Consider the following 20,969-nt stretch of genomic DNA (forward strand, 5'->3'; position numbering starts at 1 on the left):
CGTGAAAGTGTCAATCGAGGACGGGTGACGACGTGATGATGCCGATGATCCGGCTCAGCCACTCGCGCGCCGCGACGATGTCCGGAAGCATCGGGGTGTGGCCGTCGACCTCGGTCTCGGCGCGTGCGTCTGCGTAGGCCAGTTCCCACCCATCCATCGGACGCAGCGAAATCGGCGGCCACTCTTGCTGGCGGCGCCAGCGAAACGTGTCCACGCACAGAGTGTGCAACGTCCGCAGATCGGGGCCGGCATTCCAGAGCAACTGGAGGTCGACCAGATCGTGCGCTCGCGCATAGGCTGGATCGGTGACGGCGTGGAGCTTCTGCGCGATCTGGTACTCCAGGTCGACCAGCTCGATCGGTCGCAGCTCCCCGAAGCCAAAGTAGGCGCCGAACTGTGCGAGTTCCCCGTCGATCTCCCTCCTTGTGTGCGCATACGGGTCGATCTCGGGATCGGAGACCTCGACATCGAGCGCGCCCCAAGCGTTGCCGAGGAACGCTAGCGACACCCGATACGGGTGCATCACGTACTCCGGACGAGCGAGCCCTGGATCGTGAAGCTTTACGGCGCGCACCGTCCCGGTGAACGCGACGCGATCCGGCGCGCCCGGATTGCGGCGCCGTTCGCCTTTCGACGGCGGCACCGTTCCCCACCCCTCGGCCAGCCGCGCGCGAAACGCCCGCTCGAACTCTTCACCGCGGACGCGGGTGGAAACGTCCAGGTCGGACGTGGCGCGCGTGCCACGCTCTCCGAAACGCAACTTCACGCCCATGCCGCCCTTCACAGCGACGGCGTCGGGGAGCATCTGCGATGCGATCAGCGTGCACAGCATCACTCGCGCACGAGCGACGGGAATGCCCAGCGCTGCCGCGATCTTCGCGAGCCGAGCATTGAGCTGAGTCACGTTCAGGGGCTGAGTCATCTCGCTCACGGCGAAACCGCCTTTTGCGCAATGGTGTCGCGCTCTTCGATCAGGTCTCGCCGCCGCGCCTCGTCGACCAGTGCTTCCCATCGGTCGGGGGGCATCCGATGCCGCATGTCCTCCAGCGCCCGCCGGACGGTCGTCGCCAAAACGCCCTGGTAATGAATGAGATCCTCATCGGGCACATCGGGCCGGTTCTCCAGCTCCATCCACTCCGGGAGAGCGCGTCGCACTCGACGACGTGTACCCACGCGCACCCTCGGCGGGTTGAACTGCCCGAGCCCGTGCAGATCGAGCACGGATTCACGACGCAGGAACGCGCCTTCCCCCGCGAGGGCCACAGCGATCGTCGGCTGGGTAAGCAGCGTCGTCGGCACGTCGCGGTGCGTGTAGACGCCCTGCCCGAACGCATGAAGCGCGCCGCGGGCAGCGAGCTTCCGCACCTCGACGGCTGGCACGCCCGCATCCTCCGCCTCGGCAACGGTCACCACGCCGTTGCGCGACGCGGCGATCTCCCAGAGGTCATGCCGATAGGTCATCACCCCACCTCCTTGCCAATAAGGTACCAGAAACGGTACGCTATTGACAATGGATTGCATCCGGATGCACGGCGACAAGTCTCGCGCGACGCCGCCACCGCCACCGCCACCGCCACGGAGAAATGGATGCGGTCCTCGCCGGCAGGCACTCCCGGCTCGCCGCGCCGGCCTCCCCACACTCTCTCCCGCTCAGCGCAGGCGCTGGATCATGCCCTGCAGGGTCCGGAACGCACTCGCCTGCTCCTCGCTTGTCATGTCCCCCAGCATCCTGAGCTCGACACCGCGGACGGCGGCTGTCGCCTCTTCGAGGCTTCGCCGGCCGCGGGCGGTGAGCTGCGTGGGCAGGACCTTCCCGACCGGCGCCTCCGACGGCCGCACCACGTAGCCGTCGCGCTCGAGGTTCTGCAGCAGCACGTTCATCGACTGCCGTGTCACGAACGTTCCGCGCGCGAGTTCGGAGTTGGAGAGGCCGGGGCGCTGGGCGAGCAGTTCGAGACACGAGTAGTGGGTGATGGTCATCCCGAGCGGGCGCAGCACGGCCTCCATGGCGGCACGGAGCGCGCTCGACGCCTCTTTCAGCAGGTATCCCAGCGAGGTTTCCAGGTCGATACCGGCGCCGTCTTGACTCATGTCAGTATTCTGACATAGGTTGGTGCGTGTCAGCTAACTGACACATCACGAAGGAGCACCATCATGCCCGTCACCGGCCCCGACTTCATCTCTCTCCAGGCGCGCGACCTCGATGCCTCACAGGCGTTCTACGAGCAGTACCTCGGACTGGTCCGCTCGCAGGCGGGTCCCCCGCACGCCGTCGTCTTCGAGACGACGCCGATCGCGTTCGCACTCCGCGACGTCGTGCCCGGCACCGATCTCGTCTCCGCCGCCCAGCCGGGCATCGGCGTCGCGCTCTGGCTGCACGCCACCGACGTCCAGGCCATCCACGACGCGCTCGTCGCGGATGGCCACACGATCGTCTCAGCGCCGATCGACGGCCCGTTCGGCCGCACGTTCACCTTCGCCGATCCGGACGGCTACCAGATCACCCTCCACGACCGCGCCTGAGGCGGTCGCTAAACGACCTCGAACCCGGCCGTGAGAAGCGCAGCCTCGCGCGAGGACGGGCCGACGAGCAGCTCGAAACCTCCCTCTTCCACGCGGCGGACTCCCGCGGCGTCCACGATCGAGCACTCCCGGACGGGAAGCTCGATGCGCACCCGAGCCGTCTTGCCGGGGGCGAGGTCGATCTGGCGATACGCCTTGAGCTCCTTGTCCGTCCAGCTCACGCTCGTGACGGTGTCTCGCACGTAGACCTGGACCGTCTCACGCACAGGGCGTGCGCCGGTGTTGCTCACGGTGACCTCGGCGACGATGGTGTCGTGCGCGCCGAGCTCCGTGCGCTCGAGTGCCAGCTCGGCGTACTCGACGGTCGTGTACGACAGGCCGTCGCCGAACGCCCACGCGGACTCCTGGGTGAGGTCGGCGTAGCGGTCTCCGTGCTGCCCGCGGATCTGGTTGTAGTACGTCGGCTGCTGGCCGACGTGCCTGGCGAACGAGATCGGAAGACGACCGGAAGGCTCGACGCGACCGGCGAGGATCTCGGCGAGCGCCTGCCCGCCCAGCATCCCCGGGTTCGCTGCCCAGATCACGGCGGCGGCCTTCGCGACCGATGGCGGAAGGACGAGCGGCTTCGAGGCGAGGAGCACCACGACGACGGGTTTTCCCGTCGCGATCATCGCGTCGAGCAGCGCGGTCTGGCCGCCGATCAGTTCGAGCGTCGCGGTGGAACGTCCCTCGCCGACGAGCTCGATCCGGTCGCCGACCACGGCGACCACCACATCGGACGCCTCAGCGGCTGCGACGGCCTCGGCGATCAGCACCGGGTCGGATGCAGCTGGCACGACCACGGCGGGCCGCGGCTGCCCGTCCTGGAACGTCTTTCCGCGCGGGTCGTCCTCGAGGGTGAGGATCTCGGCGCCCCTGGCGTGCCGGACGCTCCAGCCGTCGATAGCGTGCAGACCGTCGAGCACGGTGGTGATCATCTCGCGCGGCTGGCCGTCCAGCCAGCCAGCCTGTCCAGATCCGCCTGCCCAGTCGCCGAGCTGGCTCTGCGCGTCGTCCGCGAGCGGGCCGACGAGCGCGACCCTGAGCTGCCCGGCGTCGGAGCCGGACGCATCCCGCGACGCACCAGGCGACGCCAGCGGCAACGTCCCGTCGTTCTCCAGCAGCACGATCGAACGCCGCGCGATCTCCAGGTTCAGCTCGGCGTGCGCCGCGCTGCCGACCACGGCGTCGAGTTCGGCGGAAGGGAGGCGGGGGTTCTCGAACAGTCCGAGGTCGAACTTCAGCGTGAGGATGCGCGCGACCGCGGCGTCGAAGGCATCGTCGGCGAGCATCCCCTTCTCGACGGCTTCCAGGGCGCCCTCGTAGAAGAGCGGCGTGGTCATCACCATGTCGTTTCCTGCCGTGACGGCGGCAGCGGCGGCGTGCGCGTAGTCGGGCTGGACCTTCTGTTCCCAGACCATGCGGCCGACGTTGTCCCAGTCGGTGATGAGCGTCCCCGTGTATCCCCACTCGCCGCGCAGCACCTCGCTGAGCAGCCAGTCGTTCACCGTGATCGGCACACCGTCTGTGCTCTGGTAGCCGAGCATGAACGTACGGCATCCCTCACGCGCCACGCGCTCGAAGGGCGGCAGGAACCAGCTCCGCAGCTTGCGCCTGGAGATGTCGGCCTCGCTCGCGTCGCGGCCGCCCTGCGTCTCCGAGTAGCCGGCGAAGTGCTTCGCGGTGGCGAGGATCGCCGTCGGATCGTCGAGCCCGTTCCCCTGGTAGCCGCGCACCATGGCGCTCGCCAGCTCGCCGATGAGGAAGGGGTCCTCGCCGAACGTCTCGCTGATCCGACCCCAGCGGAGGTCCCTGGCGATGCACAGCACGGGAGAGAAAGTCCAGTGCACGCCGGTCACGGCGACCTCTTCCGCGGTGGCGCGGGCGACCCGCGCGATCAGTTCCGCATCCCACGACGCGGCCATACCGAGCTGGGTGGGGTAGATCGTGGCGCCCGGCCAGAACGAGTGCCCGTGGATGCAGTCCTCCCCCACGAGGAGGGGGATGCGCAGACGGGTCTTCGCAGTGAGCCGGTTCGCCTCCAGGATCCGCTCCGGGGAGGTGTGCAGGATGGAGCCGACGTGGCGTCGCAGGATGTGGTCGCGCAGGTCGTCGCGTGCGTCGAGCTGCAACATCTGCCCGACCTTCTCCTCCACGGTCATGCGTGCGAGGAGATCAGCGACACGTTCGGCTGTCGTCAGCGATGGGTCCTGGTACGGAAGGGTTCCCGATGCCAGAACCGGGGATGCTGATGGCAGTGTTGAGGTCATTCGGTCTTGACTTCCCGTGATCGTTCGGCCGCAGCGGCGGCGGGCGGTTCCGTGCGCACCTGCGTGACGGCGTTGTTGATGTTGATGCCCTTGCGCTTCATCGCACGGGCGCGCTCTCCGGCGGAGCGCAGGCGAGGGTTGACGTACTCGTCGATGCCGAAGTTGATCAGCGACAGAGCGACGCCCAGCAGTGCGATGCACAGACCGGCCGGCACGTACCACCACCAGTACTCCGGGAACGCGTTGTTCTGCTGCGCCCAGAACAGGATGGTTCCCCAGTTCAGGTTCGACACCGGGATGACGCCGATGAACGCGAGGGTGGTCAAGCCCAGCACCGCGGCCGTCATGGTGCCGACGAAGCTCGACGCGATGATCGCCAGCAGGTTCGGCAGCATCTCCACCAGGATGACGCGGCGAAGCGGTTCGCCGTTCGCCCTCGCCGCCTGGATGAAGTCGCGGTTGCGCAGCGACATGGTCTGCGCGCGCAGAACGCGCGCGCCCCAGGCCCAGCCGGTCAGGCCGAGCACAGCGGCGATGAGCCACAGCGGCGGGTCGTCGAACTGCGAGGCGACGATGATCATCAGCGGCAGTCCGGGGATGACCAGGAACACGTTCGACAGGGCAGACAGCGACTCGCTCTTCCAGCCGCGCAGATAGCCGGCGGTCACGCCGACGATGATCGCGACCACGGTGGCCATGATCGTCGCCAGGAACCCGACCACGAGCACGCCGCGCGTTCCGAAGACGAGCTGGCTGAACACATCCTGGCCGATGTGGGTCGTGCCGAGGAGGTGCTCGAACGACGGCGGCTGGAGGGTCTCGTTCAGGTTCTGCGCGTTCGGGTCGTACGGGGCGATCCACGGGGCGAAGATCGCGACGAGCACGAACACGCCCATGATGATCAGGCCGGTCGCGGACTTGGGATTGCTGAACATCGCGAGCGATGCCTTCAACTGCGACCAGAACGTCGCCTTCGCCGGGCGCCGCCTGTCGGCGACCGCGACCGCGAGGGTCTCCGGTGCGCCGACGCCTGCTGGCTGAGCGAGACTCTCCGAGCCTGGGGTGAGCGTCTGCGATTCTTGAGCGGGGGTTGTCATGATCAAGCCTCCGTCTGACGGGTGCGTGGGTCGAGGATGGCGTAGGCGATGTCCGCGAGGATGTTCGCCACCAGCACTGCCAGGACCAGGACGAGGAAGATGCCCTGCATCAGCGCGTAGTCCTTCGCGCTGGTGGCGTTGAGCAGCAGCAGGCCGATGCCGGGATAGGAGAACACCATCTCCATCACGATCGTGCCGCTGACGATGAAGCCGAGGGCGAGCGCGAAGCTCTGGATCTGCGGCAGCACCGCGTTGCGCGCGGCGTAGCGCCAGAGCACGCGACGGTTCGGCATCCCCTTGGCCTGCGCGACGGTGATGTAGTCCTCGTCGAGGACGGTGAGCATCATGTTGCGCATACCGAGCACCCAGCCGCCGATCGAGACGATCACGATGGTGATCATCGGCAGGGCCGCGTGGGAGATGACCTCGCCGATGAAGTCCGCGTTCCAGCCAGGCTCGACGCCCAGCTCGTATGCGTGCCCGGCGGGGAACCAGCCGAGCGTCGTCGAGAACACCGCGATCAGGATCAGTCCGACCCAGAAGTACGGAACGGTGCCGAGGAACGTCGTGATGGGAACGAACACATCCAGTCGTCCGCCGCGTTTCCAGCCGATCACCGCGCCCAGGCTCGTCCCGATCAGGAACGAGATCACCGTCGCGAAGCCGACCAGCCCGAGCGTCCACGGCAGGGCGGAGGCGATGGCCTCGCCCACCGGCGCCATGCCGGTGGAGATGGAGACGCCCAGATTGCCGTGGAACAGCATGTTCCAGTAGTCGAGGTACTGCTGCCAGAGCGGCACGGAGGTGTCCAGGCCGAACATGGCCCTGAGCGCCTTCTCCGCATCCGGGGTCAACTGACCCTGGCTGCGCGCCATGTACGACGAGACGGCGTCGCCCTTCATCATGCGGGGCAGGAAGAAGTTGATGGTGATGGCCGCCCACAGCGTGAAGGCGTAGAACGCGGCTCGTCCGCCGATGAAACGCCACGGGACACGGATGCCTCGGCGTTCCGCCCTGGTCGCCATCGTCCCGACCAGCGTGGGATCAATGGGAGTCTCGGTGCTCACAGCACACCTCCTGACGTCTGTGCGGCCAGCGATCCGAAGTGCTTCTCCGGGTCGGGGGACGCGGCGCGAAGCTCGCGCGTGTACGGATCCTTCGGACGGAGGATGACATCGTCCGCCGTTCCGTGTTCGACGATCCTGCCCTGGTTGAGCACGATGATCTCGTCGCTGAAGTGCCTGGCCGTCGCCAGGTCGTGGGTGATGTAGAGGACGCCGAGGCCCTCCTGGGTCTGCAGCTCTGCGAGCAGGTTCAGCACGCCGAGGCGGATCGACACGTCGAGCATCGACACCGGCTCGTCAGCGACCAGCAGCGCGGGGCGGGATGCCAGCGCGCGGGCGATCGCGACGCGCTGTCGCTGGCCTCCGGAGAGCTCGTGCGGGCGCCGGTCGATCACCGCATCCGCATCCAGTCGAACGCGCTGCAGCAGTCGGCGCACCTCGTCGTCGACCTCAGAGCGCGGGACGACGTTGTCCAGTCGCAGCGGGCGCTCGATGTGGTGGCGGATCGAGTGGGACGGGTTCAGCGAGGCGAACGGGTCCTGGAAGACCATCCGCAGTTGCTGGCGGTACTTCCGCAGTCTCTTGCCCGACCGCGGGACCGGGGCGCCGTCCAGCAGCACCTCTCCGCTGGTGGGCGTCTCGAGCTGGGTGAGGATCTTCGCGATGGTCGACTTGCCACTGCCGGACTGGCCGACCAGGCCGATGGTCTGCCCGGGGCCGAGGGTGAAGCTGACGTCGTCGAGCGCCTTGAGCTGTCCCGCTCCGCGCACGTTGTAGATCTTGGTGACGTTCTTGAACTCGAGCGTGGTCATCGGACGACCACTCCTCTCTCGCCCGTGAGGCGGGGAAACGACCCGAGCAGCTTGCGCGTGTACTCGTGCTGGGGGTTGGTCCAGATCTGCTCCGCGTCGGCGAGCTCGACGATCTCCCCTTCGCGCATGATCGCGATGCGGTCGCTGATCTCCAGCAGCAGCGGGAGGTCGTGGGTGATGAAGACGACTGAGAAGCCGAAGTCGTGGCGGAGCTGGGAGATCTGCTTCAGGATCTCGCGCTGCACCAGAACGTCGAGCGCGGTCGTCGGCTCGTCCATCACCATCAACTGCGGGCGAAGCGCCAGGGCCATGGCGATCATGACGCGCTGGCGCATACCGCCGGAGAGCTCGTGCGGGAAGGAGCGCAGGCGCTGCGCGCCCACCTTGACGATCTCGAGGAGCTCGGCGGCCTCCGCGCGCCGCTGCGCCCTGCTCATCCCCGGGCGGTGCACCAGGAACACGTCCTCGAGCTGCGCGCCGATGGTGGCCACCGGGTTGAGGGCGTTCATGGCTCCTTGGAAGACCATGGAGACCTTGTTCCAGCGGAAGCGGCGCATCTCCTCCGCGTCGAGGGAGTTGATGTCGATGTCGTCGCCGCCTTCGTCGTGGAAGACGACGCTGCCGCTGCTGATGACGGCCGGCGGCTTGAGGAGCCGCTGCACGCCGTAGGCGAGGGTGGTCTTGCCGCAGCCGCTCTCACCGGCGAGGCCGACGATTTCGCCGCGCTTGATGTCGATGGTGACGTTCTTGACCGCCTCGACGGGCGGATCCACGTCGTACACGACCGAGAAATCGCGCACAGAAAGAAGGGAGTCTGTCATAGGGATGTCGCTTTCACGCTGACCGCGGACGATCCGGGGTGGACGCGGGCTCGAAAGCCCCTCGCCCACCCCGGACGCGCAGGTTGCTTACTTGCTGGCCGGCTTCAGGTTCATGAGCACCTGGACGGCAGACGGCTGAGTGGGGTCAGCAGTCGCGTACTGGTTGCTCTCGCTCGGCCACCCCGTGAACTTGCGGGTGTTGTACTCGGCGAGCTGCGGGTGCGTTCCGATCGGGATCGCCGGGACGTCCTCCACGAAGATCTTCTGCAGCTTGTTCAGCGCAGCGGTGCGTGCGCTGTCATCGGATGCCTGTGCGTACTCCTTGAGCAGCGCGGTCGCCTCCGGGTTGTTGTAGCGGCCGAAGTTGTCCGCGACCTTGCCGTCCGCTGCCTGCTCGAGGTAAGCACCGTTCATGACGTCGTCGTAGATGTGCCACGGGTTCGAGCCGGAGCCGGTCCAGTGCAGCACGGCGTCGAAGTTGCCGGAGGCAACGTTCGCGGTCCAGGTGTCTGCGTCGGGCGTGGCGACCTTCGCGTCGGCGCCGAGCGTGTTCTTGATCTGCGTCGCGACGAGCTGGATGCCCGTGACGTAGTCGTTCCAGCCCTGGGGGTCGGACAGCGTGAACGAGACCGGGTTGCCGGACGGGTCGATCAGGGCGCCGCTCTTCCAGGTGTACCCGGCGTCGGTGAGCACCTTCTTGGCGCCGTCGACGTCGATCTTGAACGTCTGGTCCTTGTACTCGGGAGCGATGTACTGGTCACCGGTCGGCTGCGGGATGCCGGTCACGTTGGTCAGCTCCGGGCCGGCGTTGCTGCGCGCCTTCTCGGCGTGCGCCTTGCGGTCGATGACCATGTTGACGGCCTTGCGGAACGCCACGTCGTTGAACGGCGCCTTGGTGTTGTTGACGAGGATCATGTCCGGGCTGAGGACGTTGGCGCCCCAGAACACGTTGTGCTTCGGGTCCTTGTCCACGTAGTTCTTCTGGTAGTCCGTGATGAAGATCTGCGCCCAGTCCGTCTCGCCGCTCTGCAGAGCACGGAGGAGGCCGGTGTTGTCGTTGTACTCGAGGTACTTGAGCTCGCCCACCGGGACCTTGCCGCCCCAGTAGTCGGTGCGGGCCTTCAGCACGACGCCCTGCGACGAGAAGGTCTTGACCGTGTACGGGCCGGTGCCGATCGCGTCCTTGACCGCATCCTTGGTCGGGTCTGCGATGCCCTTCCACTGGTGCTCGGGGACGATGGCCACCTGCAGCACGTCGCCCTGCTTGACGAACTTCGACTCGCTGAAGTTCAGGACGACGTTGTCGCCGTCCTTCTTGACCTCGTTCAGCTTGAGCCCGGCCAGGTCGAGAGCCGGGGTGTTCTTGATCAGGTTGTACGTGAAGACGATGTCGTCTGCGGTGAAGGGCTTGCCGTCGCTCCACTTGACGCCCTTGCGCGGGGTCACGGTGAGCTGCGTGTAGTCCGAGTTCCACTCGACCTTGGAGGCGAGCCACGGGGTCGTCTCGTTCTTGCCGACCGGGTTGACGATCGCGAGGGGCTCGTAGATCATCCGGTCATAGCCGAGGGACATGCCGGAGCCGGTGGTGATGAACGGGTTGTTGATCTGGGTCGCCAGGACGGCTGCGCCGTCCGGCTTCGCGACCGTGAGCGAGCCTCCGCTCGCGCTGCTCGCCCCTGATGAGCCGCTCGACGAGCAGCCGGTGAGCGCGAGTGCGCCGATGGCCATGATCGCGGATGCCGTGATCAAGGTTTTCCTAAGCCTCATTGCTTCTCCTTCATGACGGGCACACTCGTTGTGCCCTCTTGGTGCGGGTGTCGGCTGACGATAACTTGCTTACTGGTCAGAAAGCAAGTTGGTCCGAGGTTACTGAGTGGTAAGCTCGCACGCAAGCAGCACGAGGCAGAGGACGGCACGCATGGTCACGACGGGCGCTAGCACCAGTCCTCGCCCGGAGACCGAGCGCAAACGCACCAAGATCCTCCGGGCGGCGATCGAAACCTTCGGTGCCAAAGGCTCCACCAACGGAACCCTCTCCGACATCGCCGAGCAGGTCGGGATGACCCACGCCGGCGTGCTGCACCACTTCGGGTCGAAGCAGAACCTGCTCCTCGAAGTGCTCGAGTTCCGCGACCAGGACGACGTCGCGCACCTGGCCGACCGCCACATCCCCGGCGGCCCCGCCCTGTTCGCGCACCTGGTCGGCACGGCGTTCCGCAACTCGCTGCGCCCCGGCATCGTGCAGGTCTACACCGTGCTCTCCTCCGAGTCGGTGACCGACGACCACCCAGCGAAGGCCTACTTCCACGAGCGCTACCACACGCTGCGCGAGGAGATCGACGATGCCTTCCGCGAGCTGTGCGCCCAGGAAGGCGTGAGCGACCCCGACACGATCGACAACGCAGCGGCCTCCATCCTCGCCGTCATGGACGGGCTGCAACTGCAGTGGCTGCTCGAACCCACGGCGATCGACCTCGCGAAGGCCAGCGAGTTCGCCATCGAGGCGATCGTGAACGGTGTGCTCCATCCGGGACCGGCGGTGTCGTCGTACGTCCGCGACGCGAGCTGAGCTGAAACGCGAACGCGTGCACACCCCGGAAGCCGACATCGCCAGCGACCCCGACCTCGTCGCGCGACTGATCGCCGCGCAGCATCCCGACCTCGCCGGTCCGCTGACACTCGTCTCCGACGGCTGGGACAACCTGATCTACCGGCTCGGCGACGCGCACGCGGTGCGCATCCCGCGCCGTGAGGTCGCCGCGCACCTGATCGAGCACGAGCAGCAGGTGCTGCCGGAGTTCGCGGCGCGCGTCGCCGTCACGATCCCCGCGCCCGTGCGCGTCGGCGTGCCGTCGGAGCTGTTCCCGTTCGCGTGGAGCATTGTGCGGTGGGTCGACGGGATCGACGGGGCGGACGTGACGGCGGAGGAGCGCGCATCCATCGCCCTGCCGTTGGCGGCGTTCGTCGCGGCGCTGCACGAGCCGGCGAGCGGCGACATCCCGGCCAACCCGGTGCGCGGTGTGCCCCTGGCGACGCGGGATGCGGCAGTGCAGGAGCGGCTGCGTCACCTATCTGAGCGGATGGAGGTGGCCGACCTCGCCGACGCGTGGCGGGATGCGCTCGACGCGCCCCCGTGGGACGGGCCGCCGATCTGGCTGCACGGCGACCTGCATCCGGGCAACCTGGTCCTCACGCCGGACCTCTCCCGGCTCGCCGCCGTGATCGACTTCGGCGACGTGACCGCGGGCGACCCCGCGACCGACCTTGCGACGGCGTGGCTGACGTTCGGGCCGGATGCGCGGGCCGTGTTCCGCGCCGAACTCGCCCGCCTCTCCCCCGCCGCCCTGGTCGACGACGCCACCTGGCGCCGCGCCCGCGGCTGGGCGGTCACCATGGGCTCCGCCCTCGCCGCCAACTCCGACGACAACCCCCGCATGGCCGGGCTCGCCGCCCACGCCCTCGCGCAGCTCTCTGCCTCCCCCGCCTCCTGAAACTCGAGCCGGGAGTTATGCACGCTCGGCGCGGCGTGTCGCGTGCATAACTCCCGGCTCGATTGCGTCGGGGGTCAGTGGGTGCGGTCGAGAGCGGCGCGGATGCGGTGGGCGGCGGCAGCGCCGACGGCGCGGCCCGCCGCGGCGGACGCGGGGCGGGTCGCTGGGTCGAGCGGGTTGGCGCCGAAGGCGGCGACCGAGGCGTCGTCGGCGTAGACGACATGCACCGGAGCGGGAGCGAGCGACTCCAGCTCGCCCGGCGGGATCTGCCCGAACCCGGCGACGCCCTCCAGGACGGGCGCAACGACCAGCACCCAGTCCGACCCGGCGGCGAGGTCGGCGTTCGCGAGCGAGCGCATCCCGCCGTCCATGTACCGACGGTCGCCGATGGTCACAGGCGGCCACACGCCTGGCACCGCACAGCTCGCCGCCACGGCCTGGCCGAGGCGCACCCCGGAGGCGGCGTCGAAGACGCGGAACTCGCCGCTGACCGCATCCACCGCCGTGATCAGCAGGCGCCGGTCCGGCCACTCCTCGTACGGCAGGCGCGCCTCGATCGACACCATGCGCTCGTCCTCGGCGACCGTATCCGTGTCGAGGGCGAGTCGTCCGATCGCCTGCAGGCTCGCCACCGTGGATGCGTCCGGCTGGGCCGCCGCCATGAACCGCTCCATCAGGGCGGCGAGGTCCACGCGCGGGTCGAATTCGGCGGTGTCGTCGGAGACCTGGGCGGCGTACAGCGTGTCGAGCCCGACGCCGCTGGCGAGCTGGGCTGCCACCGCGGAGCCCGCCGATGTGCCGATGAACGTGACCTCCGGTGCGAGGAGGTGTTCGGCGAGCTGCGGGTCTGCGTCGGCGATCCCGGCGATCACGCCGACCTCCCACGCGATCCCGGCCACCCCGCCGCCAGCGAAGACGAGCGAACCGTTGGTCATGGCCAGACACTACCCCCGGCTGACGACAAAGGCCGCACCGGATGCATCCGGTGCGGCCATGTCGCGCGTTCGCTGGGGCGTTATGCCTGCGCTGCCGCCTGGGCCAGGTCGGTGATGAGCTGGTCGCCGGGGATCGCGGGCACGAACTCGGCCTCGATCTCCGCGCGGCCGAGCAGCTCGGTCATGCGACGCTGACGCTGACGCGGGATGAGCGTGACGACCGTGCCCTGCTTGCCTGCGCGGCCGGTGCGGCCGGAGCGGTGCAGGTAGGTCTTGTATTCGTCGGGTGCGTCGGCCTGGATCACCAGGTCGATGTCGTCCACGTGGATGCCGCGGGCCGCGACGTCGGTGGCGACGAGCACGTTGACCCGGCCGCTGGTGAGCTGACCGAGGTTGCGCGTGCGGCGGGACTGGTTGAGGTCGCCGTGCAGGCTGACGGCCGGGATTCCGGCGTCGTCGAGCTGGTCGGCGAGCATCTCGGCGAACGCGCGGGTGCGGGCGAAGACCAGGGTCTTGCCGTCGCGGTCGGCGAGCTGCTCGATGATCGCGGCCTTGTCGCGGTGCTCGATGACGAGAACGCGGTGGTCGATCGTGGAGGACGCCTGGTCTTCACCGGCGACCTCGTGCACGGTCGGGTTCACCAGGAACTCGTCGACGAGCTGGGCGACACCCTTGTCGAGGGTGGCGGAGAACAGCAGCTTCTGCCCGCCATCGGACGTCTCGCGCAGGATGCGCTGCACCGGCTCCAGGAAGCCGAGGTCGCACATGTGGTCGGCCTCGTCCAGGACAGTGATGACGACCTCGCTGAGGTCGAGACGACCCTGCTCGATGAGGTCCTCGATGCGGCCGGGGGTGCCGATCACGATGTCGACGCCGCGCTGCAGCGCGCCCACCTGGCGGGCCTGCGGCACGCCGCCGTAGATCTGCGTGGTGAACAGGCCGACGCTGCGGGCGATCGGCTGGACGGTGCGGTCGATCTGCAGTGCGAGCTCGCGGGTCGGGGCCAGGATGAGGGCGCGCGGCTTGCGGCCCATCTGGCGCTTTCCGCCGGACTTGCCTGACTCGGCCCAGAGGCTCATCAGTCGCTCGACCATGGGGGCGCCGAACGCGATGGTCTTGCCGGAGCCGGTGCGGCCACGGCCGAGGACGTCCTTGCCTGCAAGCACATCCGGGGTCGTCGCCGCCTGGATGGGGAACGGCCGGTCGGCGCCGAGCTCGGCGAGCGCGCGGACGATGTTGCCGCCGAGGCCGAGGTCGCCGAAGGTCACGCCGTCGACGTCCTTCGCCTCGATGGCGTCTGCCTCAAGACGCTCGAGCACGACGTCGTCGTTCGCCGTGAACGCGGGCTTCTCGTCGCGCGACGGGTAGAACGAGGACGAGCTGTCGCGGCGCGGTGCACGGTCGGCGTCGAACGAGCGGCGGGGGCCGCGGTCGTTGTCGAAATCGCGACGCGGGCGGTCGTTGTCGAACGAGCGGCGCGGGCGGTCGTTGTCGAAGTCACGACGGGGGCGGTCGTTGTCGAACGAGCGGCGCGGACGGTCGTTGTCGAAGTCGCGACGGGGTGCGCGGTCGTCGTTTGCACGACGCGGACGGTCGTTGTCGAAATCGCGGCGGGGAGCGCGGTCGCCGTCGAACGAACGACGGGGACGGTCGTTGTCGAAGTCGCGACGGGGGGCACGATCCTTGTCGAACGAGCGCGGGGCGCGGTCCTTGTCGAACGAGCGCGGGGCGCGGTCCTTGTCGAACGAACGCGGGGCGCGGTCCTTGTCGAAGTCGCGACGCGGGGCGCGGTCGTCGTTTCCGCGACGCGGGCGGTCGTTGTCGAAGTCACGACGCGGGGCGCGGTCGCCGTCGAACGAACGACGCGGACGGTCGTTGTCGAAATCACGACGCGGAGCGCGGTCACCGTCGAACGAACGACGCGGGCGGTCGTTGTCGAAGTCGCGACGCGGAGCGCGGTCACCGTCGAACGACCGACGCGGGCGGTCGTTGTCGAAGTCGCGACGCGGGGCGCGGTCGTCACGGCCGCGCGAGCGGTCGCCGTCCGGCTGCCAGGTGCGGCGCGCATCCTTGCCGCGGGGCTCCCAGTTCGGGCGCTCCTTGCGGGCGCCGGTCGAGCCTGCGCCGTCACGGCCGCCGTCGCGGCTTCCGTACGTGGCGCGTCCGCGGGCGGCGCGCTCGTCCTCGGACCAGCGGGCCTTCTTCGGGGCGGCACCCTCTTCGGCCGCGCGGTATCCGCGGTGGCTGGGGCTGCGGCTGCCTGCCTTGGGGGCACCCTTGCGGGCGCCGGGAGCGCTGTTGTTTCCGTGCTTCTTGAATCCGGGCATGGATGTCTTCCTGGGTTGTTCTCGTTATGCATGACGAAGCACGCGGATCGTTACCGCGCTTCAAAGGAGAACCCGGGCAGTCTTTGGCCGGGGCCGTTCACATACAGTGATCATTCGCCTGCCGAACGGCAGCGAAACCGGCCCACCTGACTTACAAACCCATCCGCACGAACGTGCGGTGTCAAGAGCCGACCTATCTACGATACAGGAACAAGCCTGAGCGTGGGCGGTGACTTTTCGCCACCGCCCACGCTCAGGCGTGTCAGGGCCGTCAGACCCGCTTGCTCGCCTTCACGGAGGCGAAGTACTCGTTGGCCGGCTTGAGGAAGATCAGCACGGTGGCGATCACGCCGACGATCACGCGCGCGGCGCCCAGACCGTAGCCGCCGAGGATGCCGAAAAGCGAGAGCACGGTGACAATTGTCAGCACGATGCGCGCCCAGTTGGCTCCCCGGCGCATGAAGAACGCGAACAGCACATACGCAGCGATGTAGAGGATGCCGAACACGACGGCGAGCGTGACGGACACGCCGACGGTCGCGTTGAGGGTCGCGTCGGAGATCTGCTGACCCTGCCTCGCGAGCTGCTTCTGCACCTCGTCCTTCAGCGACCCGATCGTCGCGAGCGAGACGATGAGGGCGATGAGGCTCAGCGCGGCGCCGACGATGTACAGCCAGAACGCGATGTTCACCTGCTGCGGTGGAGCGACGGGCGCGCCGCCTCCCGCAGGGGACGACGACGCGGGGTAGCTGGCCGGTGGGGTGCGATCACTCATTGTGTTCTCTCCTAGAACGTCGATGTTGCACACGGACGCTGGTCGGCGAAGACCCAGCCTGTCGCACGGTAGTCCTCGGCCCGCAGTTGAGCAATGGTCAGTTCGGAGGTTGCCACAACTCGATCGGGAGCCCCTCCGGATCGTGGATGCGCGCAAAGCTCCCATACTCCGTGTCTGTCCACTCGTCCCTGCGCTCCACCGGAACACCCGCCGCGTCGAGGCTCGCGACCAGCGCATCCAGCTCGGTGACCCGCAGGTTGAGCATGAACGCCTGGTCGGCGGGGAAGTAGTCGCTGTCGGCCGGGAACGGCGCGAACACGGTCATCCCGCCCTCCTGCTGCCAGACGGAAGCCTGCCCGGCGTCGATGCCGAGGTGCTCCCTGTACCAGGCGGCGCGCGCATCCGGGTCGCTGCTGCGGAAGAAGAGTCCGCCGATTCCTGTCACGGGCATGGTGCGCCTCCTCTGGTCTCTGCGCCCATTCTGTCGTCGTTGCCGCTACTCCGCCAGGTTGTCGCTGATCGCGTCCAGCGCCAGGGACTTCGCCGTGGTCGCCGCGTCTCCGAGGCGCTGCGTCACCGCAGCGACCAGGCCTTCGATGAGGATGGCCTGCGGCAGACGGGAGGCGAGGGTGATCTCGTCGCGGAAGGTCAGGTCTGGCATCGTCACGACCAGCGCGATGTCGGCCGCCTGCGCGATCGGGCTGCGCACGAAAGCGGTCACCGCTATCACAGTCGCGCCCGCCGCCGTCGCCGCGCCCGCCGTGCGGAGAGTGGATGCGTTCGACCCGCTCCCGCTGACCGCCAGCAGCGCGTCGCCCGGCGAGAGCAGCCGCGCGGTGATCTGCTGGCCGATCACGTCGAGCGGGGACTCCGCTGCGCGGCCGACGCTGGTGAGGCGGGCGGCCGCATCCAGGGCCAGAGGGGCGGAGAGGCCGTTGCCCACGGCGACCACGCGGCGGGCGGCGACCAGCGCCTCGACGGCGCGCTCCACCGCGTCGGCGTCGAGGAGGGCGACCATGTCGTCGACCCGGCCTGCGATGTGGGTGAAGGTCTGCGTGACGATTCCGGCCGACCCGACAGGCGCGGTGGTCTTCGCTGCGACAGGACGGTAACCGGCGTCCCTGGCGAGCAGCACGCGCAACTGCTGGTATCCGGTGAAGCCGAGGCTCTGGCAGGTGCGCACCACGGTGGCTCTGGATGCGCCGGCCAGCTCGGCGACCTGCTGCGAGCTGAGCTCGACGATCTCCGCCGAACGCTCCAGCAGCACGGCGGCGACGGCCTGCTCCGTCGGCAGCAGCGACGGGAGGACGGAGCGGATGGTCGCGATGACCTCGCCGGGGCGGTGGTCGATCATCTGGGCTCCTTCGGGCCTGCCGCTGCGGCGATGCGCTCGACCTCCGCCGCGTCAAGGTCGAAGATCTCCGTGCCGTCGTCTGCGCTCGGCGCGGCGACGAACACGACGGTCGGCTCGCCCGTCAGCGGGAGGTCGATCACGGCGAAGCCCGAGCCGACAGTCGCGCGCTCCGTGCCTTCGGCCGCGATCGGGTCGGAGCTGTTCGCCGTGCCAGGGGCGACGACGACGGGGATGCCGCCCGCGACCGCGCTGAGGGCGTGGTGGTAGTGCCCGGCCAGCACGAGCCGCACGTCGCCGGAGGAGCACGCCTCCAGCACACCGGATGGGTTCTGCAGCTCCAGAGCGGCCAGCAGTGCGCTCGCGGCAGGGACGGGCGGGTGGTGCAGCACCACGACGGTGCCGTGGGCGGATGGAGCGGCGACGATGCCGCGCAGGCGGTCGAGCGCTGCCGCATCCACGGCCCCGTAGCCGGCGCCCGGCACGGAAGTGTCGACGGTGACCACACGGAATCCGGCGACGTCCACGACCGTCTCTCGCGCGCCGAGCACGCTTTCGAAGCCGTCGCGGAGGTCGTGGTTGCCCATCGCGTAGACCACAGCCGCTCCGTGCTCGGCCGCCCACGGAGCGATCCGGCCCGCGAGCAGCGTGTACGACTCCTGGCTGCCGTCGTCCGACAGATCGCCGGACACCGCGACGAGATCGACGGCACCGAGGGACGCCGCGCGGGCCAGGACTCTGTCGAGCGCGGCGAGCGTGTCGACCATCCCGTAGTGCAGGCTGCCGTCGCCGAAGAGGTGGGTGTCGGAGATGTGCAGGATGCGCAGGCCGCGCTCGGCAGGGAAGCTCACGAAGTCACCCTATTCCGTCGCCTTCAGCTCGATGCTCTCCGCGCGCACCCGACGCGCCGACCGCCGCCGCACGGCCGTGACGACCGGCAGCTCCCAGTGCCCGGAGATGATGCGGTGCCGCACGAGGCCGGAGAGCTGGTCGATGATCATGGTGACGACGATGACCACGATCATCAGCATCCCGACCACGTCCCAGACACGGAACTGGATGTTGTCGACCAGCATCTTGCCGATGCCGCCTGCGCCGATCAGCCCCAGGATGGCGGACGCGCGCACGTTGATCTCGAACCGGTACAGCCAGAACGCGAGCACGTCCGGCTTGGCGTTCGGCCAGACGCCCCAGCGCATGATCTGCACCCGGGAGCCGCCCGCCGCTGTGGCCGCCTCGATCGCGCCGCGGTCGACGGACTCGAAGCTCTCGTAGCCCCACTTGCCGAGCGTGCCGATCGAGCCGATCGCGATGGCCAGCGCGCCGGTGTATGCGGTGAGTCCGGTGACCGACAGCATCAGCACGGCGATCACCACCTCCGGCACGGCGCGCAGCACGGCGAACACCGCACGGAGCGGCCAGCGCACCACCGCAGGGGTCAGCCCCCTGGTGGCGAGCAGACTGAGCGGGAACGACACGATCACGCCGATCACGGTGCCGAACCAGGCCATCGCGACGGACAGCATGGTGGCGGAGAGCGCATCCGGCAGCTTGTCCCAGGCGGGAGGCAGGAACATCAGGCCGAGGTAGTGGGCGAGCTTCTGCGGGAGCTGCCACAGCGCATCCCAGGAGATGTCGACACCCCAGAACGCGGCGACCACCACGACGGTGACGACCACCCACACGATCGTGCGCGCGATCCGCAACGGCTTGCGCGGCCGCTGCCGGCTCGGGATGCGGGTGGCAGGGCTGGTGCGGTCGGCGAGCGTCTGCGCGGTCATCGGATCAGCCTCCGCCTGGTGTACGAGCTGAGCAGTTCGAGCAGCACGACGAGGATGAGGATCTCGAAGATGATCATGCTGAGGTAGTGGTACTGGTAGAACGTGCGGACCTTGTCGATCAGCATCCCGAGGCCGCCTGCGCCGACCAGGCCGATGACGGTGGATGCGCGGATGTTCAGCTCGAGCACGTAGATCGCCTGCGACAGATAGGTGGGCGCGACCTCCGGCACCATCGCGGCGCGGTTGGCTTTGAACCAGGTGCCGCCCGCGGCGAGCGCCGCCTCCTGCCCTCCGCGGTCGAGGCCGTCGAGCGCTTCGGAGATGAGCTTCACGATGATGCCGACGTTGAACAGCACGAGCGCCAGGATGCCCGACAGCGCTCCCGTGCCGACCACGGTGACGAACAGAGAGGCGTACAGCAGATCCGGCACGCTGCGCACGATGTTCATCACGAACCGCACGATGCCGAGCACCACGCTGTTCGGGTTGGTCGCGCGGGAGGCGAGGAACGACAGCGGAAGGGCGATGATCACGCTGACGGCCGTGGAGATGATCGCCATCTGCACGGTCTGCAGCAGCCACGGCAGCGTCTCGGGGAAGAAGGTGTAGTCCGGCTGGAAGAGCTGGATGAGGGTGTTGGACGCGTTCTGTGCGTTGGCGAACAGGGCGCCGACGTCCACCTGCACCGCGATCGCGGACCACACCGTGATCGCGGCGAGCACGGCGAGGGTGACGACGACCTTCCACGCCGAGCGCGGCCTGACGGGGCGGGCGTTGCCGACCGGGCCGGTCGTCATGCTCGTCACGGCAGCACCGCCGGGGCGTCGAGCACGTCCTCCGCGGTGAGGGAGCGGCCGTAGATCGACTCGAACACCGACTCGTCCGCGCCGGCGCCCGGACCGTCGTAGACGACCTCGCCGTTGCGCAGCCCGATCAGGCGGGTGCCGTAACGGCGGGCGAGGTCGAGGAAGTGCAGGTTGACCACCACGGTGATGCCGAGTTCGGCGTTGATCCGCTGCAGGTCGCGCATCACCACGTGGGAGGTGGGAGGGTCGAGAGAGGCGACCGGCTCGTCGGCGAGGATCACCTTGGGCCGCTGCGCCAGGGTGCGCGCGATGGCGACGCGCTGCTGCTGACCGCCGGACAGCTCGGAGGCGCTGGAGTACGCCTTCGACACGATCTCCACGCGCTCGAGCGCCTGCATGGCGAGTTCGATATCGTCGGCCGACCACGCTGCGAGCAGCGTCCGCCAGGCCGAGGTGTGGTGCAGGCGGCCCATCAGCACGTTGTTGAGCACCGTGGTGCGCTTGGCGAGGTTGAAGCTCTGGAACACCATCCCGACCTCGCTGCGCAGAGTGCGCAGCCGCTTGCCGCGGAGCCCGGAGAGCTCGTAGTCGCCGACGGCGATCTCGCCGGACGTGATCGGGACCAGTCCGTTGATCGTGCGGATGAGCGTCGACTTGCCTGCGCCGGACAGCCCGACGACGGCGACCATCTCGCCCGGCTCGATGGTGAGGCTCACGTCCCGCAGCCCGGAGAACCCGTTGGGGTACGTGACGCCCACCTTCTCGAACCGGATGCGCGCTCCTGACGACTCCGTCATCTCGTCTGTCCTTCCCTGCCGTCGATACTGTCGATGCGGGGCGGCGGGCATGTTCCGCCCGCCACCCCGCTCCTGGTCGT

General features: G+C 68.6%; 21 protein-coding genes. 3 read left to right on the forward strand and 18 right to left on the reverse strand.

Going from position 1 to position 20,969, the window contains the following annotated elements:
• Positions 1–10: 10 nt before the first annotated feature.
• The 3 genes from ACYVGI_RS03015 to ACYVGI_RS03025 all read right to left on the reverse strand — a co-directional run bounded on the left by ACYVGI_RS03015 (position 11) and on the right by ACYVGI_RS03025 (position 2,091).
• Positions 11–922, reverse strand: coding sequence for a nucleotidyl transferase AbiEii/AbiGii toxin family protein (locus tag ACYVGI_RS03015; RefSeq protein ID WP_460631477.1), 912 nt, complete (start codon positions 920–922; stop codon positions 11–13).
• Between the two features lie 5 nt (positions 923–927).
• Positions 928–1,461 carry a type IV toxin-antitoxin system AbiEi family antitoxin domain-containing protein gene (locus tag ACYVGI_RS03020; RefSeq protein ID WP_460631171.1) on the reverse strand — a complete coding sequence of 178 codons (534 nt, stop codon included), beginning with the start codon at positions 1,459–1,461 and terminating at the stop codon, positions 928–930.
• A 189-nt stretch (positions 1,462–1,650) separates the two neighbouring features.
• On the reverse strand, positions 1,651–2,091 hold the full coding sequence (locus ACYVGI_RS03025) for a MarR family winged helix-turn-helix transcriptional regulator (RefSeq protein WP_460631172.1): 441 nt from the start codon (positions 2,089–2,091) through the stop codon (positions 1,651–1,653).
• Between the two features lie 63 nt (positions 2,092–2,154).
• Here ACYVGI_RS03025 and ACYVGI_RS03030 point away from each other — a divergent pair, with 63 nt between their 5' ends.
• Positions 2,155–2,523, forward strand: coding sequence for a VOC family protein (locus tag ACYVGI_RS03030; protein ID WP_460631173.1), 369 nt, complete (start codon positions 2,155–2,157; stop codon positions 2,521–2,523).
• A gap of 8 nt (positions 2,524–2,531) precedes the next feature.
• Here ACYVGI_RS03030 and ACYVGI_RS03035 read toward each other — a convergent pair whose 3' ends face one another.
• The 6 genes from ACYVGI_RS03035 to ACYVGI_RS03060 form a co-directional block, all read right to left on the reverse strand.
• Positions 2,532–4,832 (reverse strand): exo-beta-d-1,3/1,6-glucosidase, encoded by a 2,301-nt coding sequence (locus ACYVGI_RS03035; protein ID WP_460631174.1) that lies wholly within the window; start codon positions 4,830–4,832, stop codon positions 2,532–2,534.
• Complete coding sequence (locus ACYVGI_RS03040; RefSeq protein WP_460631175.1) at positions 4,829–5,929, reverse strand: ABC transporter permease; 1,101 nt, start codon at positions 5,927–5,929, stop codon at positions 4,829–4,831. The genes ACYVGI_RS03035 and ACYVGI_RS03040 overlap by 4 nt, the downstream gene beginning before the upstream one ends.
• Positions 5,930–5,931: 2 nt before the next feature.
• Positions 5,932–6,954 carry an ABC transporter permease gene (locus ACYVGI_RS03045; protein ID WP_460631478.1) on the reverse strand — a complete coding sequence of 341 codons (1,023 nt, stop codon included), beginning with the start codon at positions 6,952–6,954 and terminating at the stop codon, positions 5,932–5,934.
• A 38-nt stretch (positions 6,955–6,992) separates the two neighbouring features.
• A complete protein-coding gene (locus ACYVGI_RS03050; RefSeq protein WP_460631176.1) occupies positions 6,993–7,805 on the reverse strand; it encodes an ABC transporter ATP-binding protein in 813 nt (270 codons plus the stop codon).
• A complete protein-coding gene (locus ACYVGI_RS03055; protein WP_460631177.1) occupies positions 7,802–8,626 on the reverse strand; it encodes an ABC transporter ATP-binding protein in 825 nt (274 codons plus the stop codon). The genes ACYVGI_RS03050 and ACYVGI_RS03055 overlap by 4 nt, the downstream gene beginning before the upstream one ends.
• An 87-nt stretch (positions 8,627–8,713) precedes the next feature.
• The gene (locus tag ACYVGI_RS03060) at positions 8,714–10,375 is read right to left on the reverse strand and encodes an ABC transporter substrate-binding protein (RefSeq protein WP_460631178.1); all 1,662 of its coding nucleotides are present in this window, start codon (positions 10,373–10,375) and stop codon (positions 8,714–8,716) included.
• Between the two features lie 169 nt (positions 10,376–10,544).
• Here ACYVGI_RS03060 and ACYVGI_RS03065 point away from each other — a divergent pair, with 169 nt between their 5' ends.
• Together ACYVGI_RS03065 and ACYVGI_RS03070 are read left to right on the forward strand one after the other, a co-directional pair.
• Complete coding sequence (locus ACYVGI_RS03065; RefSeq protein ID WP_460631179.1) at positions 10,545–11,195, forward strand: TetR/AcrR family transcriptional regulator; 651 nt, start codon at positions 10,545–10,547, stop codon at positions 11,193–11,195.
• 16 nt (positions 11,196–11,211) lie between these two features.
• Entirely contained in the window at positions 11,212–12,117 is a 906-nt protein-coding gene (locus ACYVGI_RS03070; protein WP_460631180.1) for an aminoglycoside phosphotransferase family protein, read from the forward strand.
• 74 nt (positions 12,118–12,191) lie between these two features.
• Here the strand turns inward: ACYVGI_RS03070 and ACYVGI_RS03075 are convergent, their stop codons facing one another.
• The 9 genes from ACYVGI_RS03075 to phnC all read right to left on the reverse strand — a co-directional run bounded on the left by ACYVGI_RS03075 (position 12,192) and on the right by phnC (position 20,889).
• Positions 12,192–13,052 (reverse strand): patatin-like phospholipase family protein, encoded by an 861-nt coding sequence (locus ACYVGI_RS03075; protein ID WP_460631181.1) that lies wholly within the window; start codon positions 13,050–13,052, stop codon positions 12,192–12,194.
• A gap of 80 nt (positions 13,053–13,132) precedes the next feature.
• Positions 13,133–15,379 carry a DEAD/DEAH box helicase gene (locus tag ACYVGI_RS03080; protein ID WP_460631182.1) on the reverse strand — a complete coding sequence of 749 codons (2,247 nt, stop codon included), beginning with the start codon at positions 15,377–15,379 and terminating at the stop codon, positions 13,133–13,135.
• Between the two features lie 271 nt (positions 15,380–15,650).
• A complete protein-coding gene (locus tag ACYVGI_RS03085; RefSeq protein WP_460631183.1) occupies positions 15,651–16,154 on the reverse strand; it encodes a hypothetical protein in 504 nt (167 codons plus the stop codon).
• A 97-nt stretch (positions 16,155–16,251) separates the two neighbouring features.
• Positions 16,252–16,605, reverse strand: coding sequence for a VOC family protein (locus ACYVGI_RS03090; RefSeq protein ID WP_460631184.1), 354 nt, complete (start codon positions 16,603–16,605; stop codon positions 16,252–16,254).
• A gap of 45 nt (positions 16,606–16,650) precedes the next feature.
• Positions 16,651–17,508 carry a MurR/RpiR family transcriptional regulator gene (locus ACYVGI_RS03095; protein WP_460631185.1) on the reverse strand — a complete coding sequence of 286 codons (858 nt, stop codon included), beginning with the start codon at positions 17,506–17,508 and terminating at the stop codon, positions 16,651–16,653.
• Positions 17,505–18,356: a metallophosphoesterase gene (locus ACYVGI_RS03100; RefSeq protein ID WP_460631186.1), complete on the reverse strand. Its 852-nt coding sequence runs from the start codon at positions 18,354–18,356 to the stop codon at positions 17,505–17,507. The genes ACYVGI_RS03095 and ACYVGI_RS03100 overlap by 4 nt, the downstream gene beginning before the upstream one ends.
• Before the next feature lie 9 nt (positions 18,357–18,365).
• Positions 18,366–19,286, reverse strand: a complete 921-nt coding sequence (gene phnE, locus ACYVGI_RS03105) for a phosphonate ABC transporter, permease protein PhnE (protein WP_460631187.1) — start codon at positions 19,284–19,286, stop codon at positions 18,366–18,368.
• Positions 19,283–20,083 (reverse strand): phosphonate ABC transporter, permease protein PhnE, encoded by an 801-nt coding sequence (gene phnE / locus ACYVGI_RS03110; protein WP_460631479.1) that lies wholly within the window; start codon positions 20,081–20,083, stop codon positions 19,283–19,285. The genes phnE (ACYVGI_RS03105) and phnE (ACYVGI_RS03110) overlap by 4 nt, the downstream gene beginning before the upstream one ends.
• A gap of 5 nt (positions 20,084–20,088) precedes the next feature.
• Entirely contained in the window at positions 20,089–20,889 is an 801-nt protein-coding gene (phnC, locus tag ACYVGI_RS03115; protein WP_460631188.1) for a phosphonate ABC transporter ATP-binding protein, read from the reverse strand.
• Positions 20,890–20,969 lie beyond the last annotated feature (80 nt).

The sequence above is a fragment of the Leifsonia lichenia genome (assembly GCF_054780215.1).

What these genes read in the sequence shown, in the direction of transcription:
- ACYVGI_RS03015 (WP_460631477.1), bottom strand. Translation starts at nt 922, where the DNA reads ATGACTCAGCCCCTGAACGTGACTCAGCTCAATGCTCGGCTCGCGAAG.
- ACYVGI_RS03020 (WP_460631171.1), bottom strand. Translation starts at nt 1,461, where the DNA reads ATGACCTATCGGCATGACCTCTGGGAGATCGCCGCGTCGCGCAACGGC.
- ACYVGI_RS03025 (WP_460631172.1), bottom strand. Translation starts at nt 2,091, where the DNA reads ATGAGTCAAGACGGCGCCGGTATCGACCTGGAAACCTCGCTGGGATAC.
- ACYVGI_RS03030 (WP_460631173.1), top strand. Translation starts at nt 2,155, where the DNA reads ATGCCCGTCACCGGCCCCGACTTCATCTCTCTCCAGGCGCGCGACCTC.
- ACYVGI_RS03035 (WP_460631174.1), bottom strand. Translation starts at nt 4,832, where the DNA reads ATGACCTCAACACTGCCATCAGCATCCCCGGTTCTGGCATCGGGAACC.
- ACYVGI_RS03040 (WP_460631175.1), bottom strand. Translation starts at nt 5,929, where the DNA reads ATGACAACCCCCGCTCAAGAATCGCAGACGCTCACCCCAGGCTCGGAG.
- ACYVGI_RS03045 (WP_460631478.1), bottom strand. Translation starts at nt 6,954, where the DNA reads ATGGCGACCAGGGCGGAACGCCGAGGCATCCGTGTCCCGTGGCGTTTC.
- ACYVGI_RS03050 (WP_460631176.1), bottom strand. Translation starts at nt 7,805, where the DNA reads ATGACCACGCTCGAGTTCAAGAACGTCACCAAGATCTACAACGTGCGC.
- ACYVGI_RS03055 (WP_460631177.1), bottom strand. Translation starts at nt 8,626, where the DNA reads ATGACAGACTCCCTTCTTTCTGTGCGCGATTTCTCGGTCGTGTACGAC.
- ACYVGI_RS03065 (WP_460631179.1), top strand. Translation starts at nt 10,545, where the DNA reads ATGGTCACGACGGGCGCTAGCACCAGTCCTCGCCCGGAGACCGAGCGC.
- ACYVGI_RS03075 (WP_460631181.1), bottom strand. Translation starts at nt 13,052, where the DNA reads ATGACCAACGGTTCGCTCGTCTTCGCTGGCGGCGGGGTGGCCGGGATC.
- ACYVGI_RS03080 (WP_460631182.1), bottom strand. Translation starts at nt 15,379, where the DNA reads ATGCCCGGATTCAAGAAGCACGGAAACAACAGCGCTCCCGGCGCCCGC.
- ACYVGI_RS03085 (WP_460631183.1), bottom strand. Translation starts at nt 16,154, where the DNA reads ATGAGTGATCGCACCCCACCGGCCAGCTACCCCGCGTCGTCGTCCCCT.
- ACYVGI_RS03090 (WP_460631184.1), bottom strand. Translation starts at nt 16,605, where the DNA reads ATGCCCGTGACAGGAATCGGCGGACTCTTCTTCCGCAGCAGCGACCCG.
- ACYVGI_RS03095 (WP_460631185.1), bottom strand. Translation starts at nt 17,508, where the DNA reads ATGATCGACCACCGCCCCGGCGAGGTCATCGCGACCATCCGCTCCGTC.
- phnE (WP_460631187.1), bottom strand. Translation starts at nt 19,286, where the DNA reads ATGACCGCGCAGACGCTCGCCGACCGCACCAGCCCTGCCACCCGCATC.
- phnE (WP_460631479.1), bottom strand. Translation starts at nt 20,083, where the DNA reads ATGACGACCGGCCCGGTCGGCAACGCCCGCCCCGTCAGGCCGCGCTCG.
- phnC (WP_460631188.1), bottom strand. Translation starts at nt 20,889, where the DNA reads ATGACGGAGTCGTCAGGAGCGCGCATCCGGTTCGAGAAGGTGGGCGTC.